Source organism: Prochlorococcus sp. MIT2302 (assembly GCF_059772385.1).
Genome location: NZ_CM186285.1, coordinates 1,841,300 through 1,862,077 on the forward strand (window position 1 = coordinate 1,841,300; position 20,778 = coordinate 1,862,077).

21 protein-coding genes are annotated in these 20,778 nt (G+C 37.5%); 13 read left to right on the plus strand and 8 right to left on the minus strand.

The window, feature by feature from the left end; translation table 11 throughout:
- Window positions 1–92: 92 nt before the first annotated feature.
- The 6 genes from topA to AC6EI2_RS10655 all read left to right on the plus strand — a co-directional run bounded on the left by topA (window position 93) and on the right by AC6EI2_RS10655 (window position 7,135).
- A complete protein-coding gene (topA, locus tag AC6EI2_RS10630) occupies window positions 93–2,999 on the plus strand; it encodes a type I DNA topoisomerase (RefSeq protein WP_498462285.1) in 2,907 nt (968 codons plus the stop codon).
- 31 nt (window positions 3,000–3,030) lie between these two features.
- Window positions 3,031–3,495, plus strand: a complete 465-nt coding sequence (locus tag AC6EI2_RS10635) for a hypothetical protein (protein WP_498462286.1) — start codon at window positions 3,031–3,033, stop codon at window positions 3,493–3,495.
- A gap of 2 nt (window positions 3,496–3,497) precedes the next feature.
- The gene (locus AC6EI2_RS10640) at window positions 3,498–4,184 is read left to right on the plus strand and encodes a DUF2232 domain-containing protein (RefSeq protein WP_498462287.1); all 687 of its coding nucleotides are present in this window, start codon (window positions 3,498–3,500) and stop codon (window positions 4,182–4,184) included.
- Between the two features lie 6 nt (window positions 4,185–4,190).
- Complete coding sequence (locus AC6EI2_RS10645) at window positions 4,191–5,396, plus strand: nicotinate-nucleotide--dimethylbenzimidazole phosphoribosyltransferase (RefSeq protein WP_498462288.1); 1,206 nt, start codon at window positions 4,191–4,193, stop codon at window positions 5,394–5,396.
- The gene (locus AC6EI2_RS10650) at window positions 5,393–6,394 is read left to right on the plus strand and encodes a hypothetical protein (RefSeq protein ID WP_498462289.1); all 1,002 of its coding nucleotides are present in this window, start codon (window positions 5,393–5,395) and stop codon (window positions 6,392–6,394) included. Before AC6EI2_RS10645 ends, AC6EI2_RS10650 begins: the two co-directional genes overlap by 4 nt.
- An 84-nt stretch (window positions 6,395–6,478) precedes the next feature.
- The gene (locus tag AC6EI2_RS10655) at window positions 6,479–7,135 is read left to right on the plus strand and encodes a riboflavin synthase (RefSeq protein ID WP_498463491.1); all 657 of its coding nucleotides are present in this window, start codon (window positions 6,479–6,481) and stop codon (window positions 7,133–7,135) included.
- Window positions 7,136–7,176: 41 nt separating this feature from the next.
- On the opposite strand, the gene AC6EI2_RS10660 is transcribed toward AC6EI2_RS10655, so the two are convergent.
- From AC6EI2_RS10660 to AC6EI2_RS10675, 4 genes are all read right to left on the minus strand, one after another.
- The gene (locus tag AC6EI2_RS10660) at window positions 7,177–7,533 is read right to left on the minus strand and encodes an AbrB family transcriptional regulator (RefSeq protein ID WP_498462290.1); all 357 of its coding nucleotides are present in this window, start codon (window positions 7,531–7,533) and stop codon (window positions 7,177–7,179) included.
- A 94-nt stretch (window positions 7,534–7,627) separates the two neighbouring features.
- Entirely contained in the window at window positions 7,628–8,227 is a 600-nt protein-coding gene (locus AC6EI2_RS10665; RefSeq protein WP_498462291.1) for a cytochrome c oxidase subunit 3, read from the minus strand.
- Entirely contained in the window at window positions 8,224–9,864 is a 1,641-nt protein-coding gene (ctaD, locus tag AC6EI2_RS10670; RefSeq protein ID WP_498462292.1) for a cytochrome c oxidase subunit I, read from the minus strand. Before ctaD ends, AC6EI2_RS10665 begins: the two co-directional genes overlap by 4 nt.
- A gap of 4 nt (window positions 9,865–9,868) precedes the next feature.
- Window positions 9,869–10,681, minus strand: coding sequence for a cytochrome c oxidase subunit II (locus AC6EI2_RS10675; protein ID WP_498462293.1), 813 nt, complete (start codon window positions 10,679–10,681; stop codon window positions 9,869–9,871).
- A 184-nt stretch (window positions 10,682–10,865) separates the two neighbouring features.
- On the opposite strand from AC6EI2_RS10675, the gene AC6EI2_RS10680 reads away from it, so the two are divergent.
- The 5 genes from AC6EI2_RS10680 (at window position 10,866) to AC6EI2_RS10700 (ending at window position 15,282) form a co-directional block, all read left to right on the plus strand.
- Window positions 10,866–11,792 carry a COX15/CtaA family protein gene (locus AC6EI2_RS10680; RefSeq protein ID WP_498462294.1) on the plus strand — a complete coding sequence of 309 codons (927 nt, stop codon included), beginning with the start codon at window positions 10,866–10,868 and terminating at the stop codon, window positions 11,790–11,792.
- Window positions 11,785–12,780: a heme o synthase gene (locus tag AC6EI2_RS10685; RefSeq protein WP_498462295.1), complete on the plus strand. Its 996-nt coding sequence runs from the start codon at window positions 11,785–11,787 to the stop codon at window positions 12,778–12,780. Before AC6EI2_RS10680 ends, AC6EI2_RS10685 begins: the two co-directional genes overlap by 8 nt.
- Before the next feature lie 99 nt (window positions 12,781–12,879).
- Complete coding sequence (locus tag AC6EI2_RS10690) at window positions 12,880–13,893, plus strand: ABC transporter ATP-binding protein (RefSeq protein ID WP_498462296.1); 1,014 nt, start codon at window positions 12,880–12,882, stop codon at window positions 13,891–13,893.
- Window positions 13,894–13,924: 31 nt separating this feature from the next.
- Complete coding sequence (locus AC6EI2_RS10695) at window positions 13,925–14,779, plus strand: ABC transporter permease (RefSeq protein WP_498462297.1); 855 nt, start codon at window positions 13,925–13,927, stop codon at window positions 14,777–14,779.
- 29 nt (window positions 14,780–14,808) lie between these two features.
- Window positions 14,809–15,282 (plus strand): hypothetical protein, encoded by a 474-nt coding sequence (locus AC6EI2_RS10700; RefSeq protein ID WP_498462298.1) that lies wholly within the window; start codon window positions 14,809–14,811, stop codon window positions 15,280–15,282.
- A gap of 55 nt (window positions 15,283–15,337) precedes the next feature.
- On the opposite strand, the gene groL is transcribed toward AC6EI2_RS10700, so the two are convergent.
- A complete protein-coding gene (groL, locus tag AC6EI2_RS10705; RefSeq protein ID WP_498462299.1) occupies window positions 15,338–17,020 on the minus strand; it encodes a chaperonin GroEL in 1,683 nt (560 codons plus the stop codon).
- Window positions 17,021–17,148: 128 nt separating this feature from the next.
- Between groL and AC6EI2_RS10710 the strand changes: the two genes are divergently transcribed.
- Window positions 17,149–17,325, plus strand: coding sequence for a hypothetical protein (locus AC6EI2_RS10710; RefSeq protein WP_158466132.1), 177 nt, complete (start codon window positions 17,149–17,151; stop codon window positions 17,323–17,325).
- Window positions 17,326–17,332: 7 nt separating this feature from the next.
- Here the strand turns inward: AC6EI2_RS10710 and fabG are convergent, their stop codons facing one another.
- The gene (gene fabG, locus AC6EI2_RS10715) at window positions 17,333–18,085 is read right to left on the minus strand and encodes a 3-oxoacyl-[acyl-carrier-protein] reductase (RefSeq protein WP_498462300.1); all 753 of its coding nucleotides are present in this window, start codon (window positions 18,083–18,085) and stop codon (window positions 17,333–17,335) included.
- Window positions 18,086–18,243: 158 nt separating this feature from the next.
- Here fabG and ispD point away from each other — a divergent pair, with 158 nt between their 5' ends.
- Window positions 18,244–18,921, plus strand: coding sequence for a 2-C-methyl-D-erythritol 4-phosphate cytidylyltransferase (ispD, locus tag AC6EI2_RS10720; protein WP_498462301.1), 678 nt, complete (start codon window positions 18,244–18,246; stop codon window positions 18,919–18,921).
- Here ispD and AC6EI2_RS10725 read toward each other — a convergent pair.
- On the minus strand, window positions 18,905–19,780 hold the full coding sequence (locus tag AC6EI2_RS10725) for a S66 peptidase family protein (RefSeq protein WP_498462302.1): 876 nt from the start codon (window positions 19,778–19,780) through the stop codon (window positions 18,905–18,907). The genes ispD and AC6EI2_RS10725 overlap by 17 nt on opposite strands.
- Before the next feature lie 25 nt (window positions 19,781–19,805).
- On the minus strand, window positions 19,806–20,672 hold the full coding sequence (locus AC6EI2_RS10730; protein ID WP_498463492.1) for a 4-hydroxybenzoate polyprenyltransferase: 867 nt from the start codon (window positions 20,670–20,672) through the stop codon (window positions 19,806–19,808).
- Between the last annotated feature and the right edge of the window lie 106 nt (window positions 20,673–20,778).

Genomic DNA, 20,778 nt, shown 5'->3' on the forward strand with positions numbered 1-20,778 from the left:
TTAGCGAAGTTATAAAATATGCCTTTTTTATCATTTTGGGCTATGCATTTTACTATTCAGTACGTTAGATAAGAAGAAGGAAAATTGAGCTGATGCCCACTGACCATACTCTGGTAATTGTTGAAAGTCCCACAAAGGCAAAGACCATTAGAGGGTTTTTGCCTAAGGATTTTCAAGTTCTTGCGTCAATGGGGCATATTAGAGACTTGCCTAATAATGCCTCCGAGATCCCTGCGAAGCACAAGGGAGAAAAGTGGGCAACGATAGGGGTTAATACAACTGCTGATTTTGATCCTTTGTATGTGGTCCCAAAAGATAAGAAGAAAATTGTCAAGGAATTAAAACAATCTTTGAAGGGCGCTAGTGAATTGTTGCTTGCCACTGATGAGGACAGAGAGGGTGAAAGTATCAGTTGGCATTTAATGAACGTACTTGATCCAAAAATCCCTGTTAAGAGGATGGTTTTTCATGAGATAACAAAAGAGGCTATTTCCAAAGCTCTATCGAAAACAAGAGAAATTGATATGGAATTAGTTCATGCTCAAGAAACAAGAAGAATATTAGACAGGTTAGTTGGATATACCTTGTCTCCTCTTCTGTGGAAAAAAGTTTCTTGGGGTTTATCTGCTGGAAGAGTCCAATCAGTTGCAGTAAGATTGCTGGTTTTGCGAGAGAGAGCAAGGAGATCTTTCAGAAGTGGAAGTTATTGGGATTTGAAAGCAAAATTAGAAAAAGAAGGCAGTGAATTTGAGGTGAAGATGACCTCAATTGGTGGACAAAGAATAGCCAGTGGTAGTGATTTTGATGAATCAACTGGATTATTGAAATCTGGTCGAAAGGTAAAATTACTGAACGAGGAGGAATCTAATGAACTTGCTAAAAAACTAATTACTGATAAATGGAAAGTTATCAATGTCGAAGAAAAACCGTCAATTCGAAAACCAGTTCCTCCTTTTACGACAAGCACATTACAACAAGAAGCTAATAGAAAACTTCGATTATCAGCTAGGGAGACCATGAGATGTGCCCAAGGGTTATATGAAAGAGGTTTTATTACGTACATGAGAACAGATTCTGTTCATTTGTCCGATCAGGCAATTAATGCTTCAAGAAAGTGTGTTGAATCAAAGTATGGCGTTGAATATTTAAGTAATAAGCCCCGTCAATTTTCCAATAAGACGAGAAATGCTCAAGAAGCTCATGAGGCAATTCGTCCTTCTGGTGAGAGCTTTAAAACACCCAAAGATTCCAATTTACAAGGAAGAGATCTTTCTTTGTATGAACTGATTTGGAAACGAACAGTTGCCAGTCAAATGGCCGATGCAAGATTGACAATGCTTGGAGTGGAATTGCAAGCATCGGATGTGTCCTTTAGGGCTAGTGGTAAAAGAATTGATTTTCCAGGTTTCTTTAGGGCTTATGTTGAAGGAACGGATGATCCTGATAGTGCTCTTGAAGGTCAAGAAGTGCTTTTGCCTAAGTTAGATGTCGGAGATACTCTAACGGCTAAGAAGGTTGAGGCACTTGGGCATCAGACTCAACCTCCTGCTAGATATAGCGAAGCTTCTTTAGTTAAAACGCTTGAGAAAGAGGGTATAGGTCGTCCTTCAACATATGCCAGCATTATTGGAACAATTGTAGATCGAGGCTATTCAGTCCTTAATAATAATTCTTTGACTCCAAGTTTTACAGCATTTGCTGTTACTGCTCTTCTTGAAGAACATTTCCCTGACCTTGTAGATACTAGCTTTACAGCTCGAATGGAATCAACACTGGATGAGATATCAACAGGGAAAGTAAGTTGGCTTCCATACCTCAAGGATTTTTATAAAGGTGATACTGGGCTGGAAAATCAAGTTCAACAAAGAGAAGGAGACATAGATGGAGGGGAATTCCGGTCGGTTTCTTTGGAGGGACTTTCGTCTCTTGTTAGGTTGGGTAAATTTGGAACATATTTGGAATCAAAGCAACTAGGTGAAAATGGGAAGCCCATAACAGCTACTCTCCCACAGGAGATTACTCCCGCAGATCTAGATGAAGATATCGCAGAAATGATCTTAAAACAAAAAGCTGAGGGACCTGAGTCCCTTGGAATTGATCCTGATAGTGGACAGAATTTATATCTATTGAATGGTAGATATGGTCATTTTGTTCAACGAGGTTTAGTTGTTGAATTGAAAGATCTTGGAGTTCCAAAAGGCAAGAAAAAATTAGGGAATCTTCGCTTATTCAAAAGTAGTCAATATGGACTCTATTTGAAGCAGGATTCATCAAAGGTTCAGGTCTTGTTGCCAGAGAATATAAAAGAGGATGAGATTGATGTTCAAAAAGCGATAGAATACCTAGATGATAAATCCTTGAAAAAAGCTCCAAACCCAAAAAGGACTTCATTACCAAAGAACTTAAAACCCGAGAACTTGACCTTTGAGGAAGCCCTTGGATTAATTCAATTACCACGTCTATTGGGAGAGCACCCAGAGGGAGGCAAGGTTCAATCAAGTTTGGGTAGGTTTGGTCCGTATGTTGTTTGGAGTAAAACTGATGGTGAAAAAGATTATCGCTCAATTAAGGGCGAAGATGATGTTCTTCAAATAAGCCTAGAAAGAGCCCTTGAGCTTTTATCTATTCCTAAACGGGGAAGAGGTGGAAGAACCGCTTTGAAAGAACTTGGTGTCCCAGAGGGAGAAACAGAAACTATCCAACTTTTTAATGGACCATATGGTTTATATGTTAAACAGGGAAAAATCAATGCCTCTCTTCCAGAGGGAAAAACCGTTGAAGATATCTCTATTGATGAGGCTATTCAACTATTGGCAGCTAAAAAATCAAGTAAAAAAACAACATCTAAGAAAAAAAGTTCTATAAAAAAGACAGTAAAATCTAATAAGAAAGATTTGATTTCATCATCTTCAAAAAAAAGTACTTCTCGAAAATCGTCTTCCACAGCTAAAGCAGGACGTCCAAGAGCTAGTAAGGTCAGGGTAATTAAACCTAAATAAAATTTTGGATATTTTAGTATTTGTTGAGAAAATGTTTATTAGATTATTTCTAATAGTTATTCTAATTCCACTTCAATCATGTTCAAATACTGTAATTGGTGAGAAGTTGGAAAATAGTTTTGATACCCCGCAGAATCCAAGAGTTTCAGGAGATAAAAATATTAAATCAATAAAACAAAATCAAATACCAAAGATCACATCAAGAATTAAAGTTGAGAAGAAAAAAAATGAAAAAGACTTAGGGAAAATTATCAAAGAGAATTCAATATCTAATAAAGATAGACTTAGTCAAAAATCAACTAAATCAGTAAAGAATACAATTTTTACGCCACAGCCATACAGAATTATATTAAGATTGTCAGGCGCAAACCCTTCTGCACCAGCTGAGACTGTTACAAAGGCTCTAAGGAAAGCAGGAGTCCAGTTTGAAGTGGAAAAAATCGAACGTTTTGATAACGGGGAGTTGTCAAATGATAGATCTCTAAAAAGAAAATAATTTTGACTTTAGATAATAAAAACTTTTTTAAAAGCAGCTCTCTTTATAAATCTCCTCTTAGCAAGAGACAAGCCTTGAAAATTGTTGAGTCCTCTTATTTCGCTGCTGCATCGGCTTTGATTTGGATAGCTCTTTATTATTTGCCGATTGGTGGAGCTGTATTTCGTCTTGCATTGCCCTTGCCCTTGGCTCTTCTTCAAATGCGGAGAGGTATTAAAACAGGGGTTGAGGGAGTGACAGTATGTGTATTGTTATTAACTGCTCTGATGGGTCCGCTAAGAGGCCCTTTAGTGCTCTTCCCTTATGGATTACTGTCCTTGTGGTTAGGACATAGTTGGCAAAAAGGTTGGAATTGGTGGTTAAGTTGGAGTGTTGGAGTGTTTATAGGGACTATGGGTTTTCTTGTTAGAGTCTTTGTCTTATCTATGTTGGTTGGTGAGAATTTGTGGGTAATTCTTACTCGTGCTGGAGCAGGATTACTCGCCAAAGGGATAGATGTTTTTAATCTTTCTTTTACTCCGGATATGAGACAAGTTCAAATAGTTGCAGTATTTTTAATTATAACTCAAGAAATTGTTTACGTTCTTTGTTTGCATGCGCTGGCTTATTGGATTTTCCCTAGGCTCAAATCCTCTATACCCGAGCCACCTGCATTCCTAGAGAATTTAATTTCTCTTGAATCTAATTGATTGAAAATGAAAGGAGTTGACTATACTTTATTGCCGTCAGGAGTATTGGCTTTTGGGGATGGCCTGCAAAAGCAAAATGTTAATGAAAGATTAAAAATTTTGAAAGAAAATATTACTAATATGGAATTCTTTTTAATTCTTGCTGGATCTCAAACTGCAGAGATTGAGGGTATTTCTGCGGCTGGTTCGACTCCTGTTTCTAGACGTTATACAGCCGTTGCAGACGCCGAACTTTTATTAAGAGGTCCTTTGATTCCCAAAAGATGGCCTTTACCTCCTTTAGCTGGAGGTGTCTCGCCTGCATTGCTTAGTTACGTTGCGTCAAGGTTCTTGAAAATTAAGCCAACAATTATATCGGCAGGACTGCTACACCCCCCCCCATTTAGTCATGTAGCCTTAGAGTCACCCGAGATAGGCCCTGCTAGATGCTTGAGTTCAGGTAGTGCAATGGAAAGAACTAGAGTCAAACTTTTACTAGATGGTGGATTTAAGATAGGTAAGAAGTTAAAAAAATCTCTTTTAATAACGGAGTGTGTTCCAGGAGGTACCTCTACAGCTTTTGCTGTTCTTTTAGGATTAGGAATAGATGTTAATGGTCTTATAAGCGGAAGTTATAGGAATCCACCTTCAGAATTAAAAGCAAAATTAGTTAACCAAGGACTCAAAGCTGCAAAATTAAAGAAGAATCCATCTTCTGTTGATCTCATGGCAGCAGTCGGGGATCCATTTCAACCAATTGCAGTTGGTCTTTTGATGGGAGCTATAGAATCTGGTCAAGATGTTCTATTAGGAGGAGGTTGTCAAATGTTGGCAGTACTAGCTTTAGCATTAAATGAAATTGAGCCTAAACTACGTTCTGAAGTTACTAGAAAAATTTTAATAGGAACAACATCATGGTTAGTAGATGAATCACTTTCTACTGCAAAAAATAGAAATTCTTTTATTCATTTAATGAATCATGTCGCCAATCATTTTAAAGTAAATATCCTAGGTCTAGCTAGTGGTTATAGATTTAATGATAGTAATCAAAAAGTTCTTAGAGATTATGAGATTGGTTATGTTAAAGAGGGTGTTGGTGCTGGAGCATTATCGTTGCTTGCGCAAATCAAGGGATTGACTCAGAGAGAAATGGTTGAAAAGTGTGATTTAGAGGTTGCTAATCTTTTTAAGTCAAATAACGAAATAACTTGTCACGGGATTTCAATAATATGAATATTGATAAATTTGGTAGGAGAGAGTTCATCAAATATGGATTTATCTCTTCTTTATTTTTCTTATCTGGGTGTTCAACGTCTCAAAAGAAATTGGCTTTGAGAGGTGTTTCTAATAGCTTTCCTAATGAATTTGTAAATAGTTTATCTTCAGGTTGGGAATTTTTCCCGATAAAAGATATCGACTTAAAAAATTTTTCTTATAACTCTACTCTTCAAGAAAAAACAGATTTATTAATCTTAAATGATGGTTGGATATCTGAGTTAGCCATTGATTCATTTCAAGAAATCAAAGTAGATAATATTAGAAATAATTTCAGCAAGCAGACTAATTCTTTTCTCGAAGGGTTAGGCGAGGATTATAAAAAAAAGCTTTTACCGTTAGCGGTTAGTCCTTGGGTGATACTTTTCAGAAATGAAGATTCTCTTGCTTTAAAAAATAAGGATACTTGGGAAGTTATTTTTTCGAATTCACTTGCAAATCAGATAGTTTTTCCTCGTAGTCCTTATCTTCTGATTTCTATTTCACAAAAAATAGATTTAGTTAACGATTTCTTGAAAATCAAGAGTCAAGCTAAAACTTATGATGATAGGAATGCTTTAAATTGGGTCGTTTCAGGTAGAGCAAATGCAGCAGTTTTACCCTTATCTAACTGTGTTAAAGCTCTTGTTGAAGATCCTCGCTTGTCTGTCCTTTTGCCTAAGGAGGGAAGTCCGCTTGATTGGACGGTTCTTGCTTCTCCCTCGCTTCCTCCAGAGTTTTTCCCTATTGAGTGGGTTGATTCGTTGTGGGGAGCTACTTATTTAAGACGTCTAATAAGTAAAGGTTATTTGCCACCAACTAGCTTTTCTGACTTGAGGAGAAAAAATATAAATGTTTCTCAAAGGTATCAATCTATCTTTCTACCAGAAGAGAGTGTTTGGAATAAATGTTGGTCATTGCCAATACTTAGTTCTGATGAGAAAAAAGCCTTGGCTTTATATTGGAATAATTCATAACAAACTACATATGAAATCCAAATAAACTTTTTCGAGACATTTCTAAATACCATAACTAGCATTCTAAAAGTGGCGGTTACAATAATGTTTACTGGTTTAGTTCAGTCCATTGGCACGATCAAGAAAAATAATTTGGGGGTAATTGTTGATGGATGTAATCCTTTTTCTCCACTCAATCTTGGAGATAGTGTTTCTGTAGACGGAGTTTGTCTAACAGTTTCTGAATTAATCAATGATTCTTTTTTCGCAAATATAAGTGAAGAGACTCTTAAGAGAACAAATCTTGCAGAAAAAGCTCAGAAAAATGGTTATGTAAATCTTGAACCAGCATTACGTTTGTCTGATCGGTTAGGTGGACATATTGTTAGCGGACATATTGATGGTCTAGGTGAAATTATTTCAATTGAAAATTTGAAAAACTCCTGGAATTTGAAAGTATCTTGGGATGATATGAATTTCTGTAGGTATATGTGCGATAAAGCTAGTATTAGCCTGAATGGAATTAGTCTTACTATCTCTGAGATATGTAATGGTGGGTGTGAATTCTCAGTAGCTGTAATACCTCATACTTGGACAAAGACATGCTTGCAGTATTTGAAAATTGGCGAAAAAGTTAATTTAGAGGTTGACTTGATGGCAAAGTATGCAGAAAAACTTTTAAAGGTACAAAATAATGATTCTTTTTCAAAAACTCCACCATTAATTAGCTCTCAGTGGCTTAATGAGCAAGGTTGGAACTAGGAATTTATATTTATTAAATATAAATTTCTTTAGAAGATTTATTATTTCTTTAGTGGTAACAAACTTATCGCTCCAGAGTCTTTTCGTACATCAATACGAAACTCCTGTCCAGGCTCTAGACCTAGTTTTTTCGTATAGGCATGTCCTATAAGAAGATTGCCATTACCATGAACTTTAGTTCGAAATTCTGCTTGTCTTCCTCTTGAAGATCTATTGCCTGCTCTGCCAGGACCATTTGAGCGAAGTTTATAACCCTTGGCTTCAACTAGAGCACGGTAAAAACTTTTACGTAAAACTCTCCCGCTTGGGCCGACATAACCACATCCTTTAGCTATTTCGTCTTCTGGACGGCTGCTCAAAGATCTTGCTTTATCGAGGAGTTCTTTTCCAACAAGCATTTCAGACTGTTTTATTTAATATAATTCTGACCAATAAGTAGAATTGTGCAACAAATTAATTGAAAGTTTCTTGCTTAGTATCAATATTTACCTCTCAAAGCAGATAAAGGATGATGAATAAGATAACCCAAATACCATCTACAAAGTGCCAATAGAGCTCTACTGCCTCAAATGGGAACTTATTTTCATTATTCACTCGACCAAATGGAATACGTGTTTGCCACCAAATAATCATAATCATTATTGATCCAAGTGTTACGTGAAGCCCATGAAAGCCAGTTAATGCATAAAAAGTACTTGCATAAAGGTTGTCTGTTAATCCAAAAGGCAAAGTAAAGTACTCAAACATTTGACTGATTAAAAATGCCACTCCCAAAGAGCCTGTTATTAGAAGCCATTTTTGACATTGTTTTGCTTCATTCTTTTCTAGGAATTTCCCGGCTTGATGAAATGTAAAGCTACTAACTAGAAGTAAGACTGTATTTAAAGTTGGTAATGGCAGTTCTAGTTCGTAAATAGCATCAGGACCAAGGGGATTGACTGCTTTGAAAGTTAGATATGCCGCAAAAAAACCTGCAAAGGTCATTCCATCTGCGATTAAAAAAGCTATTAAACCAAACAAACGAAAATCTTCATGCTCTTCAGTTGAGATTTTGTTCTCTGAAGATTGTTCTTTTGGAACTATCGAAGTCATGTAATTACCTCCTGAGTGTTATTTGAATTTTTTTCTCCATAACCATATGGTTCTAGAACTAGTGGGGCTTCTCCCTCCCAATTCTCAACAGGAGGAGGTGAACTTGTTAACCACTCAGGTGTTAATGCATTCCATGGATTGTCACCAGCGTCATCCCCGTAGAGGATGCTTTGAAAAATATTCCATAGAAAAGGGATAGTGCTTAGAGCCATTAACAATGCACCTACGCTACTTATTTGATTGATTAATTGAAATTGTGAATCGTATTCAGCAACTCGTCGAGGCATACCATTTAAACCTAGCCAGTGTTGAGGAGCAAAACAAAGATTAAAGCCTATAAAAGTAATTATGAAGTGGAATCTCCCAAGATTTTCATTGAGCATTTTTCCGGTAAATTTTGGGAACCAGTGATAAATAGAAGAGAAGATAACAAAGACTGAACCTCCATAGACTATGTAGTGAAAATGAGCAACAACAAAATAGGTATCATGCACATGAACATCAAAAGGAACTTGAGCTAGGGCAACTCCCGTTATTCCACCTAAGACAAAGTTAATAATAAATCCGCAGGAAAATAGCATGGCCGCATTAAGTGATATTTTCCCTCCCCATAAGGTTGCAACCCAATTGAAAAATTTTATACCTGTAGGGACAGCTATAAAAGCAGTAGCGATTGTAAAAAATAAGCGCATCCATGGAGGAGTTCCACTCGTAAACATGTGATGAGCCCAAACAACTAGGCCTAAAACAACTATTCCCATAATTGAAAAGACCATTGTTGTATAGCCAAATAGTGGCTTTCTACTATGGATTGGTAGTATTTCACTTACCAAGCCAAAGGCAGGTAAGACCATGATATAAACAGCAGGATGAGAGTAAAACCAAAAAAGATGTTGATAAACAATTACATTTCCACCAAGACTTGGGTTGAAGAAACCTGTATGAGCAACTATGTCAAAGCTCAACAATATTAAAGTACCTGCTAGAACAGGAGTTGATAAAACGACGAGAATACTTGTACCAAGCATTGCCCAGCAATACATGGGTAATTGCATTAATTTTAGTCCAGGTCTTCTTAGCTTGAGGATTGTAGCGATGAAATTAATACCACCAAAAATTGAGCTTCCACCCAAAAGTAATACGCTTAGTATCCAAATTATTTGACCGGCGGCTGGAGTCGTAATGCTTAAAGGTGGATATGCTGTCCACCCAGATTGTGCTGCTCCATTTATGAAATAGCTTGTTATCAACATCAACCCGGAGGGAGGTATTAGCCAAAAGGCAACAGCATTCAGTCTTGGAAAGGCCATATCCCTTGCCCCAACATAAAAAGGTATTAAATAGTTGCCAAATGCACCATTTACTACAGGCACGATCCATAGGAAAATCATGATTGTGCCATGGAGCGTCAAAACTTGGTTGTAAACCTCTCTAGGCATGAAATCTGAGAGGGGACTTGTGAGCTCTACCCTTATCGCTCCAGCTAAAGATCCTCCAATTAAATAAAACAAGAAACCACAAACTAAGTATTGAAGACCTATGACTTTGTGATCGAGACTAAAACTCAGATATTTCAGCCATCCAGTTGGTTGGAGCTTCTCTGGAGGCGAGTTACTTGGTTTAAGTGAAATAGTCATAAATCTAAATTGACTCTTTAGAGTTTTCTTTTAACCAATTATCAAAGTCTTCTTGTTCATCAACTATTACGTTTGATCTCATCCCACCATGATAAGGGCCACACAATTCTGCGCAAACAATTGGGTAATTACCTGCTTTTGTAGGAGTAAAATTTAAAATCGTTGGTTGGCCTGGAATTACATCTTGCTTGAGTCTGAATTGAGGCACCCAAAAAGCATGTATTACATCTTTAGACTCCATTCTTAAATTAACTTCTCTTCCAACAGGAACATGAAGTTCGCCAGAAATAATATCTCCTTTTGGATAGTGAAAAATAAAAGCAAATTGCATTGCAGTTAACTCAATTGGTAATGAAGATGAATTTTTTGTGGATGAAGATTCAATTGGCCCAGAACCTATACCTCCCCAAAACCTCCCGGCTTGATTATCCATTTGACCACTGTGATCATGCATTAAAGGTTGCATGCCACCCATTCGATCATAAATATCGTAGCTATATAAACCTACAAATAAAACAACAATTGCAGGAACTGCTGTCCAAAAGATTTCTAAAGAAATATTACCTTCTAAGTCAATCCCGTCACCAGTTTCTCCAGGCCTGCGACGGAATTGAATAAGACTATAAATTACTAAAGCAGTCATACCTATGAAAAGTATGCAGCCAATAATGAATAGGACTCGATATAGTTCATCATAAACAGGAGCATTATCGCTCGCGCTCACGGGAAGCATATTGACGTTGTACGCCATCCAAACTCCTGCTACGCCAAGAATTAAACTTGACGTTAGAGTTAAGATGCCCGTCAGTTTCGGCAAGAAGATCTCCTGTTCTATTTATAGGTTATGGGCAAAAGTAACTAATGTATCGGCTAATTGTTAATTCAAGATGAATAATTTTTTTTAAAAGACAATCTTTATGTTGCAGTCCTTGTATTCAGGTGACGTGTACAAAGTAATCGCTACGTTGAATTAATAATGATCTTGATGGATTTTTGCATACGTGCAGGTTATTTATCCAACAAAGCCACTCTTTAGATTGGGCCAACTTGCCGCTCATGTGGTAGTTGCACTGATCACTCTTGTCGTGATTGGAGGTGCAACAAGAGTTATGGAGGCTGGCCTTGCTTGCCCAGACTGGCCTTTATGTTATGGGTCTTTTTTGCCTGGGAGGCAAATGAACTTACAAGTCTTCTTGGAATGGTTTCATCGTTTAGATGCATTTTTTGTAGGGATTGCTTTAATTGCTCAATTTGTGCTGTCTTTACGCTGGGCAAGAACTTTACCTACATGGCTTCCTTGGACCTATGGATTCTTAACTTTATTGGTTGCTTTTCAGGGTTTTTTAGGTGCTTTGACGGTACTGCAGCTATTGCCATCTTTAATCGTCATGGCTCATCTTGCAGTTGCACTCACTCTTGTTGCAATTATGAGTAGCGTGACTCAACAACTACTCAACCCTGGTAAGTCACTTTTTCCACTTTGGCTTCGTTCCTTTGGATTTTTATCTCTTTTTTCAGTTGTAGCTCAGTCTTTATTAGGTAGTCGGGTGGCAACCTCGTGGTCAGCTCAAAGATGCTTGGCTTTTGGAGATTCTTGCAATCTTTTAGGAATGCACCGTACTAGTGCTGTCCTAGTTAGCTTTTTGGTGATTTTATTCGTAATTGTTTCATCTTTTCAGAGAGATGTTCTTGCTAAGCAGTGGCCTTATCTTTTGACAATTGTTTTTTTGATCATCTTACAAATCTTATTAGGTGTTTTTTCTATTCATCTAAGCATGAGTCAACCTGGTCTTATAATTGGTCATCAACTAATTGCCTGCTTGTTAGTGGCCGTAATAGCAGCATTGAATTTTAAAGGTAGAGGAATTGATGAATCTTCTCAATCATTTCTTTTAAATCAATCAACTTTGGAGACATGTCATGGTTAGCTCTACATCAGATGTAATTTCACAGCCCGTTAATCGCGAGGAAATTGTTCCTTCTAGAAAGCGTATTAAACTTCCAGCTTGGTTAGAGGTTGCCAAGCCAAGATTAATTCCTCTATTACTGGCAACCACTGTTGGTGGAATGGCTCTTTCGGAGGAATGGCCATTACCCTCTCCAAGATTGGCATGCACTTTGGGTGGAGGAGCTCTTGCGGCTGCAGCCGCAGGAGCTCTTAATTGCTTGTGGGAGCAAGACCTTGATAAGCGAATGAAACGCACTAGTAATAGAGCATTGCCCTCTGGTCGCCTTTCTCAGTCTTCTGTTTTTATTGGAGCAATTGCTTGTACACTTGCTGCTTCAACTCTTTTGGTAAGTGGAGTTAACTGCTTAGCAGCAGGACTTACTCTTTTAGGACTTTGTAGTTATGTTCTCCTGTACACAGCATTCTTAAAACCTAGAACTTCTCAAAATATAGTTTTCGGAGGAGTCGCTGGAGCAATTCCCCCTCTTGTAGGAGCTTCGGCAGCAGCAGGCCATATTGGGTTGGGTGGTTGGTGGCTATTCTCCTTGGTAATGGTTTGGACTCCAGCACATTTTTGGGCTCTGGCCATATTATTAAGAGAGGACTATAGATCTGTTGGTATACCTATGCTCCCAACAGTAAGTGGCCCATTCGTTACGGCAAAAGCTATATCTGTTTATGGCTATCTAACAGTCTTTCTAAGTTTTTTAGGGTGCTTTGTCTTGCCCGCAGGAGGCTTGTTATATGGAATGTTATTACTACCTTATAATTCAAGACTTCTTCAATTGGTCTCCAGATTAAGAGATGATCCAGAGGACTTAGATAGGGCTAAGGGTTTGTTTAGGTGGTCTATTCTTTATATGTTTGGAGTTTGTTTTTTGCTTGTTATTAGTAGATTAGAGGTATCAATTGTTTTTAATGATCAGTTGATAGCTTTAATTAAAGACTCTTCAATGATATTTTCGTAAATCTATAAAATTAAAATAAAAACTTTATAACCATGCTTAGTGATATTAATTAGACTTTGCTAGGTGATATTAACTTGTTTTTAGGCAATCTGTTTTTAGATGTTTTTCATCCAACTAAGAGATTTATTTAAGTCTTATGGTCCTGTCAGGGCTCTAGATGGACTTAACCTTGAAGTTCCAAAAGGTTCTTTGTATGGTTTGTTGGGCCCAAACGGAGCAGGGAAAAGCACTGCAATTAGAATTATCTGTACTCTTCTTTCCCCTGATTCTGGTCATGTTGAGGTTGGGGGACTTGATGCTTTGCTTGAGGAAAAAGAAATTAGGCGCAAATTGGGTTATGTCGCTCAAGATGTTGCAATCGATAAAATACTTACAGGTAGAGAATTGCTGCAGCTTCAAGGAGACCTTTATCATCTAGACAGCAAACGTAAGAGAAAGAGAATTGACGAATTAATTCAGAGACTAGATATGCATGAATGGATTGATAGAAGATGTGGTTCTTTTTCGGGAGGAATGAAAAGAAGACTTGATCTTGCCTCAGGATTGTTGCATGAACCAGAATTATTGATTCTTGATGAACCTACTGTTGGGTTGGACATAGAAAGTCGATCAGTTATTTGGGAATTATTGAAGGAACTTAGAAATAAGGAAACTACTATTCTTTTAAGTAGTCATTATCTCGAGGAGGTAGATGAGTTGGCAGATGAGATGGCTATTATTGATAAAGGAAAAGTCATTGCATGTGGAAAACCAGATGATTTAAAAAAAGAACTTGGTGGTGACAGAGTTACGCTTAGGGTTCGAGAATTTAGTGATGAAGTAGAGGCTGAATCTGTAAGGAGATTAATTAAAAATATCAATGGCGTATCAAATGTAGTAGTGAATCAAAAGCAAGGATATTCTTTAAATTTTTTAGTTAAAAGTAATAATGTTATCTCAAATCTGTCGAGTCATCTTTCAAAAGAAAATTTTGAAGTCTTTGCACTTTCTCACAGTAGACCAAGCTTAGATGATGTTTATTTGCAAGCAACTGGTAAAACTCTTATGGACGCTGAATTAGAACTTGCTGGTAAAAGAGATTTAAATCTTGAGAAAAAGAAATCGATGCGTTAATTGATTGTATTACTCCTAAATTATTAAAAACATGATCACTACTAATCCATCAATTCCTAAGGATAAGCAATCTAGAAATGATTTGAATGAAATGTTACAAGAGACTTCTGCATTGACATGGAGGCTTTTCATTCAACTAATTCGAAGACCTTCAACATTATTTGCAGGAATCCTTCAGCCTTTAATATGGCTTTTGCTTTTTGCAGCGTTATTCTCTAATGCTCCCATAGATTTTTTGCCAGGGAACAGTAGCTATGGAGAATTTCTTGGCGCGGGTTTAATAGTCTTTACTGCGTTTAGTGGAGCTCTTAATGCAGGACTACCTGTGATGTTTGATCGAGAATTTGGTTTCCTTAATCGATTGTTAGTTGCTCCATTGACAAGTAGGAGTTCAATTGTAATTTCTTCAGTCATCTATATAACTTCTATTAGCCTTTTGCAGAGTTTCGCAATAATGGCAACTTCTGCTCTTTTAGGTTATGGCTGGCCAAGTCTGGGAGGTTTCCTTCTGATAGCAATAACCCTATTGTTATTGGTATTTGCAATAACTGGTTTAAGTCTTGGATTGGCCTTTATATTGCCTGGACATATAGAGCTAATTGCGATTATCTTTATTGCTAATTTACCTGTTCTTTTCGCAAGCACAGCTTTGGCCCCCATATCTTTCATGCCTAAATGGCTTGGATGGATGGCATCAATAAATCCATTAACATTTGCGATTGAACCGATACGAATGGCATATAAAAATTCTGTAGATCTAAATTTAGTTTTAATCAACGCTCCCTATGGAGAAATAAATGGATATTCTTGCTTATTAATTCTATTTATTCTTACAATAGGGTTGTTTTTTCTTATTAGACCTCTTTTAAATCGCAAACTTGCTTGATAATCTTATTCTAGCGATTCAGAAGAACCTTGGAGTCTAGAAAGTATCACCTACAAAAACAAATCATAGACGCTCTAGAGGCCAATGACAGTAATTTATACACCCTCCTGAAATCTCAATGGGCACATCGTTTTGGAGTCGAAAGTTTGGAAGAATTGGAAAATCTAGACTTAAACCAGTTGAATAAAAAACCTAATAATTTAAATAATCAAAACATAGATAAACTAGAAGAAAATTCTTTTGAAGCTGATGAACCAAATAATATCAATAATAACGATACTAAAGAAAAAGAAATCAAAACCAAAGAACTTAAGCCAACTGAGGATGGGATTGATGAATCGTTTAAAATGAAATCCTATGACATAATTAATAAAGAAAATGATGAATACAAGTCTAAGAGTTCAATCATAGACAAGAAAATTAATTCTGAGATTCAAGCTTTGATACCTCTACCACCAAAACCTAAATATAGTTATCTCAGGAAGTGGTTATTAAGAAAATAAGTTTAATTTGATGTTTGATCTTTTTTAATTTAAAAGTATAGACCTTTTCACTTCCTTACATCATTCCTGGCATACCCATACCGCCCATACCGCCCATACCGCCCATACCGCCCATACCGCCCATACCGCCCATTGGGTCTCCGCCTTCAGCACCAGGTGCTGCTGGTGGTTCAGGTTTGTCTGCAATAACAACTTCAGTTGTTATTAAAAGTGAGGCTATTGAAACAGCATCTTGAAGAGCAAGACGTATTACCTTTGAAGCATCTAATATTCCTGCTTCAAGTAAATCAACATACTCTCCAGTTTGTGCGTTAAAGCCTTTACCTAATCTCTTGATATCTGAGACAACAACATCTCCGTTAAATCCAGCATTTATAGCTATCTGTTTAGTTGGAGCCGACAATGCTCTTTTTATGATTTCAACTCCGGTTCTTTGATCACCTTCAAGCTTTTTGGATAAATCTTCAAGCCCTTCACTTAAGTCTAATAGAGTTGTTCCACCGCCTGCAACAATCCCTTCCTCAATAGCTGCACGAGTTGCGTTTAGAGCATCCTCAATCCTCAGCTTTCTGTTCTTTAATTCAGTTTCAGTAGGAGCTCCTACTTTTATTACGGCTACACCTCCTGCAAGCTTAGCGATTCGCTCGTTTAACTTCTCTTGGTCATACTCAGAATCTGTTTCATCAAGCTCTCTCTTTATAGAGGCAATGCGATTAGATAATTCTGTGGTTTGATTCTCATTTGCGACAATTGTTGTGCTGTCTTTTGTAATCGTTACCCTTCTGGCTTGACCTAGATCAGAGATTTGAACTTTCTCAAGACTCATTGCTTTGTCTTCGCTTATTAATGTACCGCCAGTAAGCACAGCAATATCTCCAAGGGCAGCTTTTCTCCTCTCGCCAAATGAGGGGGCTCTGACTGCTGCCACTTGTAAAACCCCGCGGTTTTTGTTTACTACAAGCGTAGCTAATGCTTCACCTTCTACTTCTTCGGCAAGAATTACTAAGGGTGTTCCATTCTTCTGAACAGTTTCCAGAACTGGAATGAGATCGGTGATGGATGAAATTTTTTTGTCAGTTATTAATATTGAGGGGTTTTCAAATTCACAAATCAAGCGATCTTCATCAGTAACAAAATATGGTGAGCTATAACCCCTATCGAAAGCCATCCCCTCAGTGATATCTAGCTCAGTAGCTAGAGACTTGGATTCTTCAACTGTTATTACTCCATCAAAACTGACCTTGTCTATTGCATCTGCAATCATTGAACCTATTTCCTCGTCTCCACCAGCACTCACTGTTGCAACTTGTTTAATAGCATCACCACTGACTGATTTGCTTTTTTCCTTAAGATCATTAACGACTTGAGCTACTGCCTTTTCCATGCCCCGTCTTAATTCGATTGGGCTTGCTCCGGCTGCAGTGTTTCTCAACCCTTCTTGAACCATGAATTGAGCTAAAACTGTTGCAGTGGTTGTGCCATCGCCGGCTTTTTCTTTCGTTTTTGAAGCAACTTGTTCAATAAGCTTTGCTCCTATGTTTTCAAAAGGATCTTCAAGATCTATTTCTTTAGCGATAGTTACTCCATCATTAACGATATCTGGGGCTCCAAATTTTTTTTCAATAACTACATTTCTACCCTTAGGTCCAATTGTGACTTTTAAAGCATTAGCTAAATTGTTTACTCCTTTTTCTAGAGCACCACGTGATTCGTCCGAAAAACTTAGAAGTTTTGCCATATTTGGTTTGAATTAATCTTAATCTCCCATAGGAAACACACATTAGGGGAGGCTAAATAAGTGGGGAAAGCCGAATCGTAAATCATAAATTATTCCCAATTTTTGCAGAAGGTAGTTAGTGTCAACATATGAATGACCCTGGGGCTTTATTTTTTATTCTCATGGCTGGCTTGGCCGGGACTATGACTTTGATTTATTTCCCTTTGAGGATATTTCTTACGGCTACGGCGAGAAGTAGAAGACTAAAATTATTGCAAAGGATAAGAAGATTGAGAGATGAATTAGGTCAGCCCATACAAAATTGAAATTAGCTCAACTCATAACCATTCCACCATCAACTTGAATTGTCTGGCCGGTTATGTAGGCTGCTGATGGATCTGCTGCAAGAAATCTAACTGCCCCTGCAACGTCCTCAGGATTTCCGAATCGTCCAAGCGGAATAGCAGAAAGAATTGATCCGCTATTTAGATCTTTTGTCATATCAGTTGAAATAAAACCTGGTGCGACTGCATTTACAGTAATTCCTCTGCTTGCGAACTCTTTCGCAGCACTTTGTGTAAGACCTACTACTCCTGCCTTGGCTGCAGAATAATTTGCTTGCCCTGGGTTTCCCATTAACCCCACCACAGAAGTTATGTTAATAATCCTTCCTTTTTTTTGCTTCAACATTTGCCTAGACACAGCTCTTGTGCAATAAAAAACACCACTCAAGTTAAGATCTAAAACTTTCTGCCAATCGTTAGTTTTCATTCTCATTAGAAGTCCATCTTTAGTTATACCTGCGTTATTGACCAAAACATCAATTTTATTATTTTTCCCCAAAACTGTTTTGATTAATTCATTTACTGAATTTTCATCAGAAATATCAGCTTGAAGAGGGTATGCCTTCCCTCCAAAAGAACTTATTTCTGCTACCACTTTATTTGCATTCTCCAAAGATGAAGAATAATTGATGATTACTTCTGCTCCCTCTTTTGCTAAAAGAATTGCAATAGCCTTACCAATACCCCTGCTGGCTCCAGTAACAATTGCAGTCTGACCTTCAAGTAAATTTGATAATGTCATAATTTTATGGTTTTAAGATTGTTAGAATCGAATATTTATTTTATTTAACTTACTATTGAGTCACTTGCTTTTTGAAAAGACTTTAAGCTAAGACACTAAAAATAGTCATTTTTGCCGTCGAATATATTAAATAGATAATCAATAGAGAGGAATTAGTTGTGCATTTGTTAATTGCCGCTGCAGGAAGTGGGAATCGAATGGGTGCTGATAGAAATAAACTCCTTTTGATGGTTGCAGGTAAAACGGTTTTAGAGTGGACTTTGAAAGCAGCTTTCGACTCTAAAACAATTACTTGGATTGGAATTATTGGACAACCGAAAGACAAAAATTCAATATGTTCAATTTTTGATAACTCAGTAAAGTCAATTCAATGGATTAATGGGGGATCAACAAGACAGCAGTCAGTTCAGTTGGGATTAGCTGCTCTTCCCAGTGATGCTAAGTCTGTCCTGATTCATGATGGAGCAAGATGCTTGGTGAAATCATTTGTTTTCGATGAAATCTCAAAGATTGTTTCCAAGGGCCAAGCTGTTATTGCCGCGTCAAAAGTAACGGACACAATTAAAAAGGTTGATAAAGATGGTGAGATTATTGAGAGCCCTCCTCGCTCAGATTTGTGGTCTGCTCAGACACCTCAGGGTTTTCCCGTAAACAAACTGAAGCATGCACATAGTGAGGCAATTGCAAAAGGGTGGGATGTAACCGATGATGCATCCTTATTTGAACGCTTGGAATTACCAGTGAAAATATATGATGCTGGACCTTCGAATATTAAAGTGACAACTCCATTTGATCTTGTGATTGCAGAGTCTTTATTGTCTACTTTAAAAGACTAAGACTCCCTAAGTCGCCATTCAAGATAGCTTGCCTACCTAGTGGAAGTGATGCATTCCCACGGCAATGTCCGATTGGCAAATTTGAAACAATTGGAATTTTAAGATCTTGTGTTCGATCTTTGAAAATATCAAGAAGCTCAAACGTCTTGGTTCCCTCGACGTCTACCTCGTTATCACAATAAGTAAAAGAGCCAAAACCTAGGCCAGACAGCTGTTGTAAAACTCCAGCCAATCTTAAGTGAGTTAGCATTCTGTCGATTCTATACGGAGCCTCTCCTATATCTTCGATGATTAGTATTGATTTGTTGAAATTTGGTAGATGTTGAGTCCCTATCAAGTGAGTGAGTACGGTGAGGTTGCCAACTATTAGGTGCCCCTTTGAGATGCCGCCTCCCCATGGGTCTCCATAAATATCTGGTACAGAATTACCAAACAAAATTGATTTAAGTCTGTTTTTACTCCAGTCTGGTTCGGAACCCAAGGTTGTAATAAGGGGACCATGAACTCCTCCCTGAAACCCACCTGCGAGCCGTGCAAGAAGTATTGAAGTTAAATCAGAAAATCCAATCAACCAACCTTCTCTCCATGGTTGTTTTTTTTCAAGTAATCTCGCCGATCCCCAGCCACCTCTAGCAAAAGCTAAAAGAGGGTAATGATTATTTGAGTGTAAGTTATTGAATCTAACTTCATCATTGCCTGCTAAATATCCCCATGATCTATCTACTGCATCGAAATCGTTGCATATTAACCCCCAATCCTCAAGGACTTTTATTCCGGATAGTAGATCTTCTTTTTTACTTATTGGCGAACTTGCGGCAACTATGTGGAAAAGATCGCCTTTTTTTAGAGGGGCAGTCATTTGCGAATATCACTGAAGAGATTGATTAAATAAGCTTGCTTAACACCATGCCGAGAAGTAAAAAGCTGCCAATTCGAACTTGATTACTGAAATGCGAACCTGAACTTTTAATACCTTTTGGTTTTGAATTTAATAAGATAACTTCTCTTTGCATTGCCAATGCTGCTATCAACCAAAAAGGCCAAAACGTTAATCCTAAATTTGCTTTGAAAGCACCAAAAGCTAAAAGGAAACAGGTTGAAAAGTAGCAAAAAGAAACGGTTTTTATTGATCCTTTCCCAAGACTGATAGCGCTACTGTTTAGACCAATTAATTTGTCGTCAATCTCATCGGCCATCGCGTAAACAGTATCAAAGCCAAAAGTCCAAAATATTGTTGCAAACCAACAAAACAACAATGGGAGCCCTCCTGCTAATGAGGATTCACTTGCTGCCCAGGGAATCAGAACTGAAAACCCCCAGCAAATTGAGAGAATAAGTTGGGGAAATTTAAACCATCTTTTTGCTGATGGATACAGAAGAATAAAAGGTAATGAGAGTGTTGCAAGTTGAAGGCATAAATTTCTACTTTCTGTCGGGATATATAGAACTACGATAAGACTAAAAAACAACATTGAAATTAATAGTATCCATGCTGCCTTAAGAGATACCTTCCCATTAGCTAATGGTCGTTCTTTTGTCCTCCTCACCTTTTTGTCAAATTGTCTGTCCCAAATATCATTTGCAATACATCCAGCACCACTTACAAATAATCCACCTAAAATTACCAATATCAAAATAAATATGGTTGGGGGAGCTGAGGGGGTTAACCAAAGAGACCAGCCAGCTGGAATTAGAAGTATCAATCTTCCGCTGGGTTTATTCCATCTAAGAAGTTGAAAATAATATCTCATTTTTTTTGTAAGAAGATTACTCACGAAAATTTAAATTGATAATCATTTATAAGGCCTTCTCAATGGGGTGCTGAGAGTGTCAGAGTATTGAGGTTAAACCTACTAA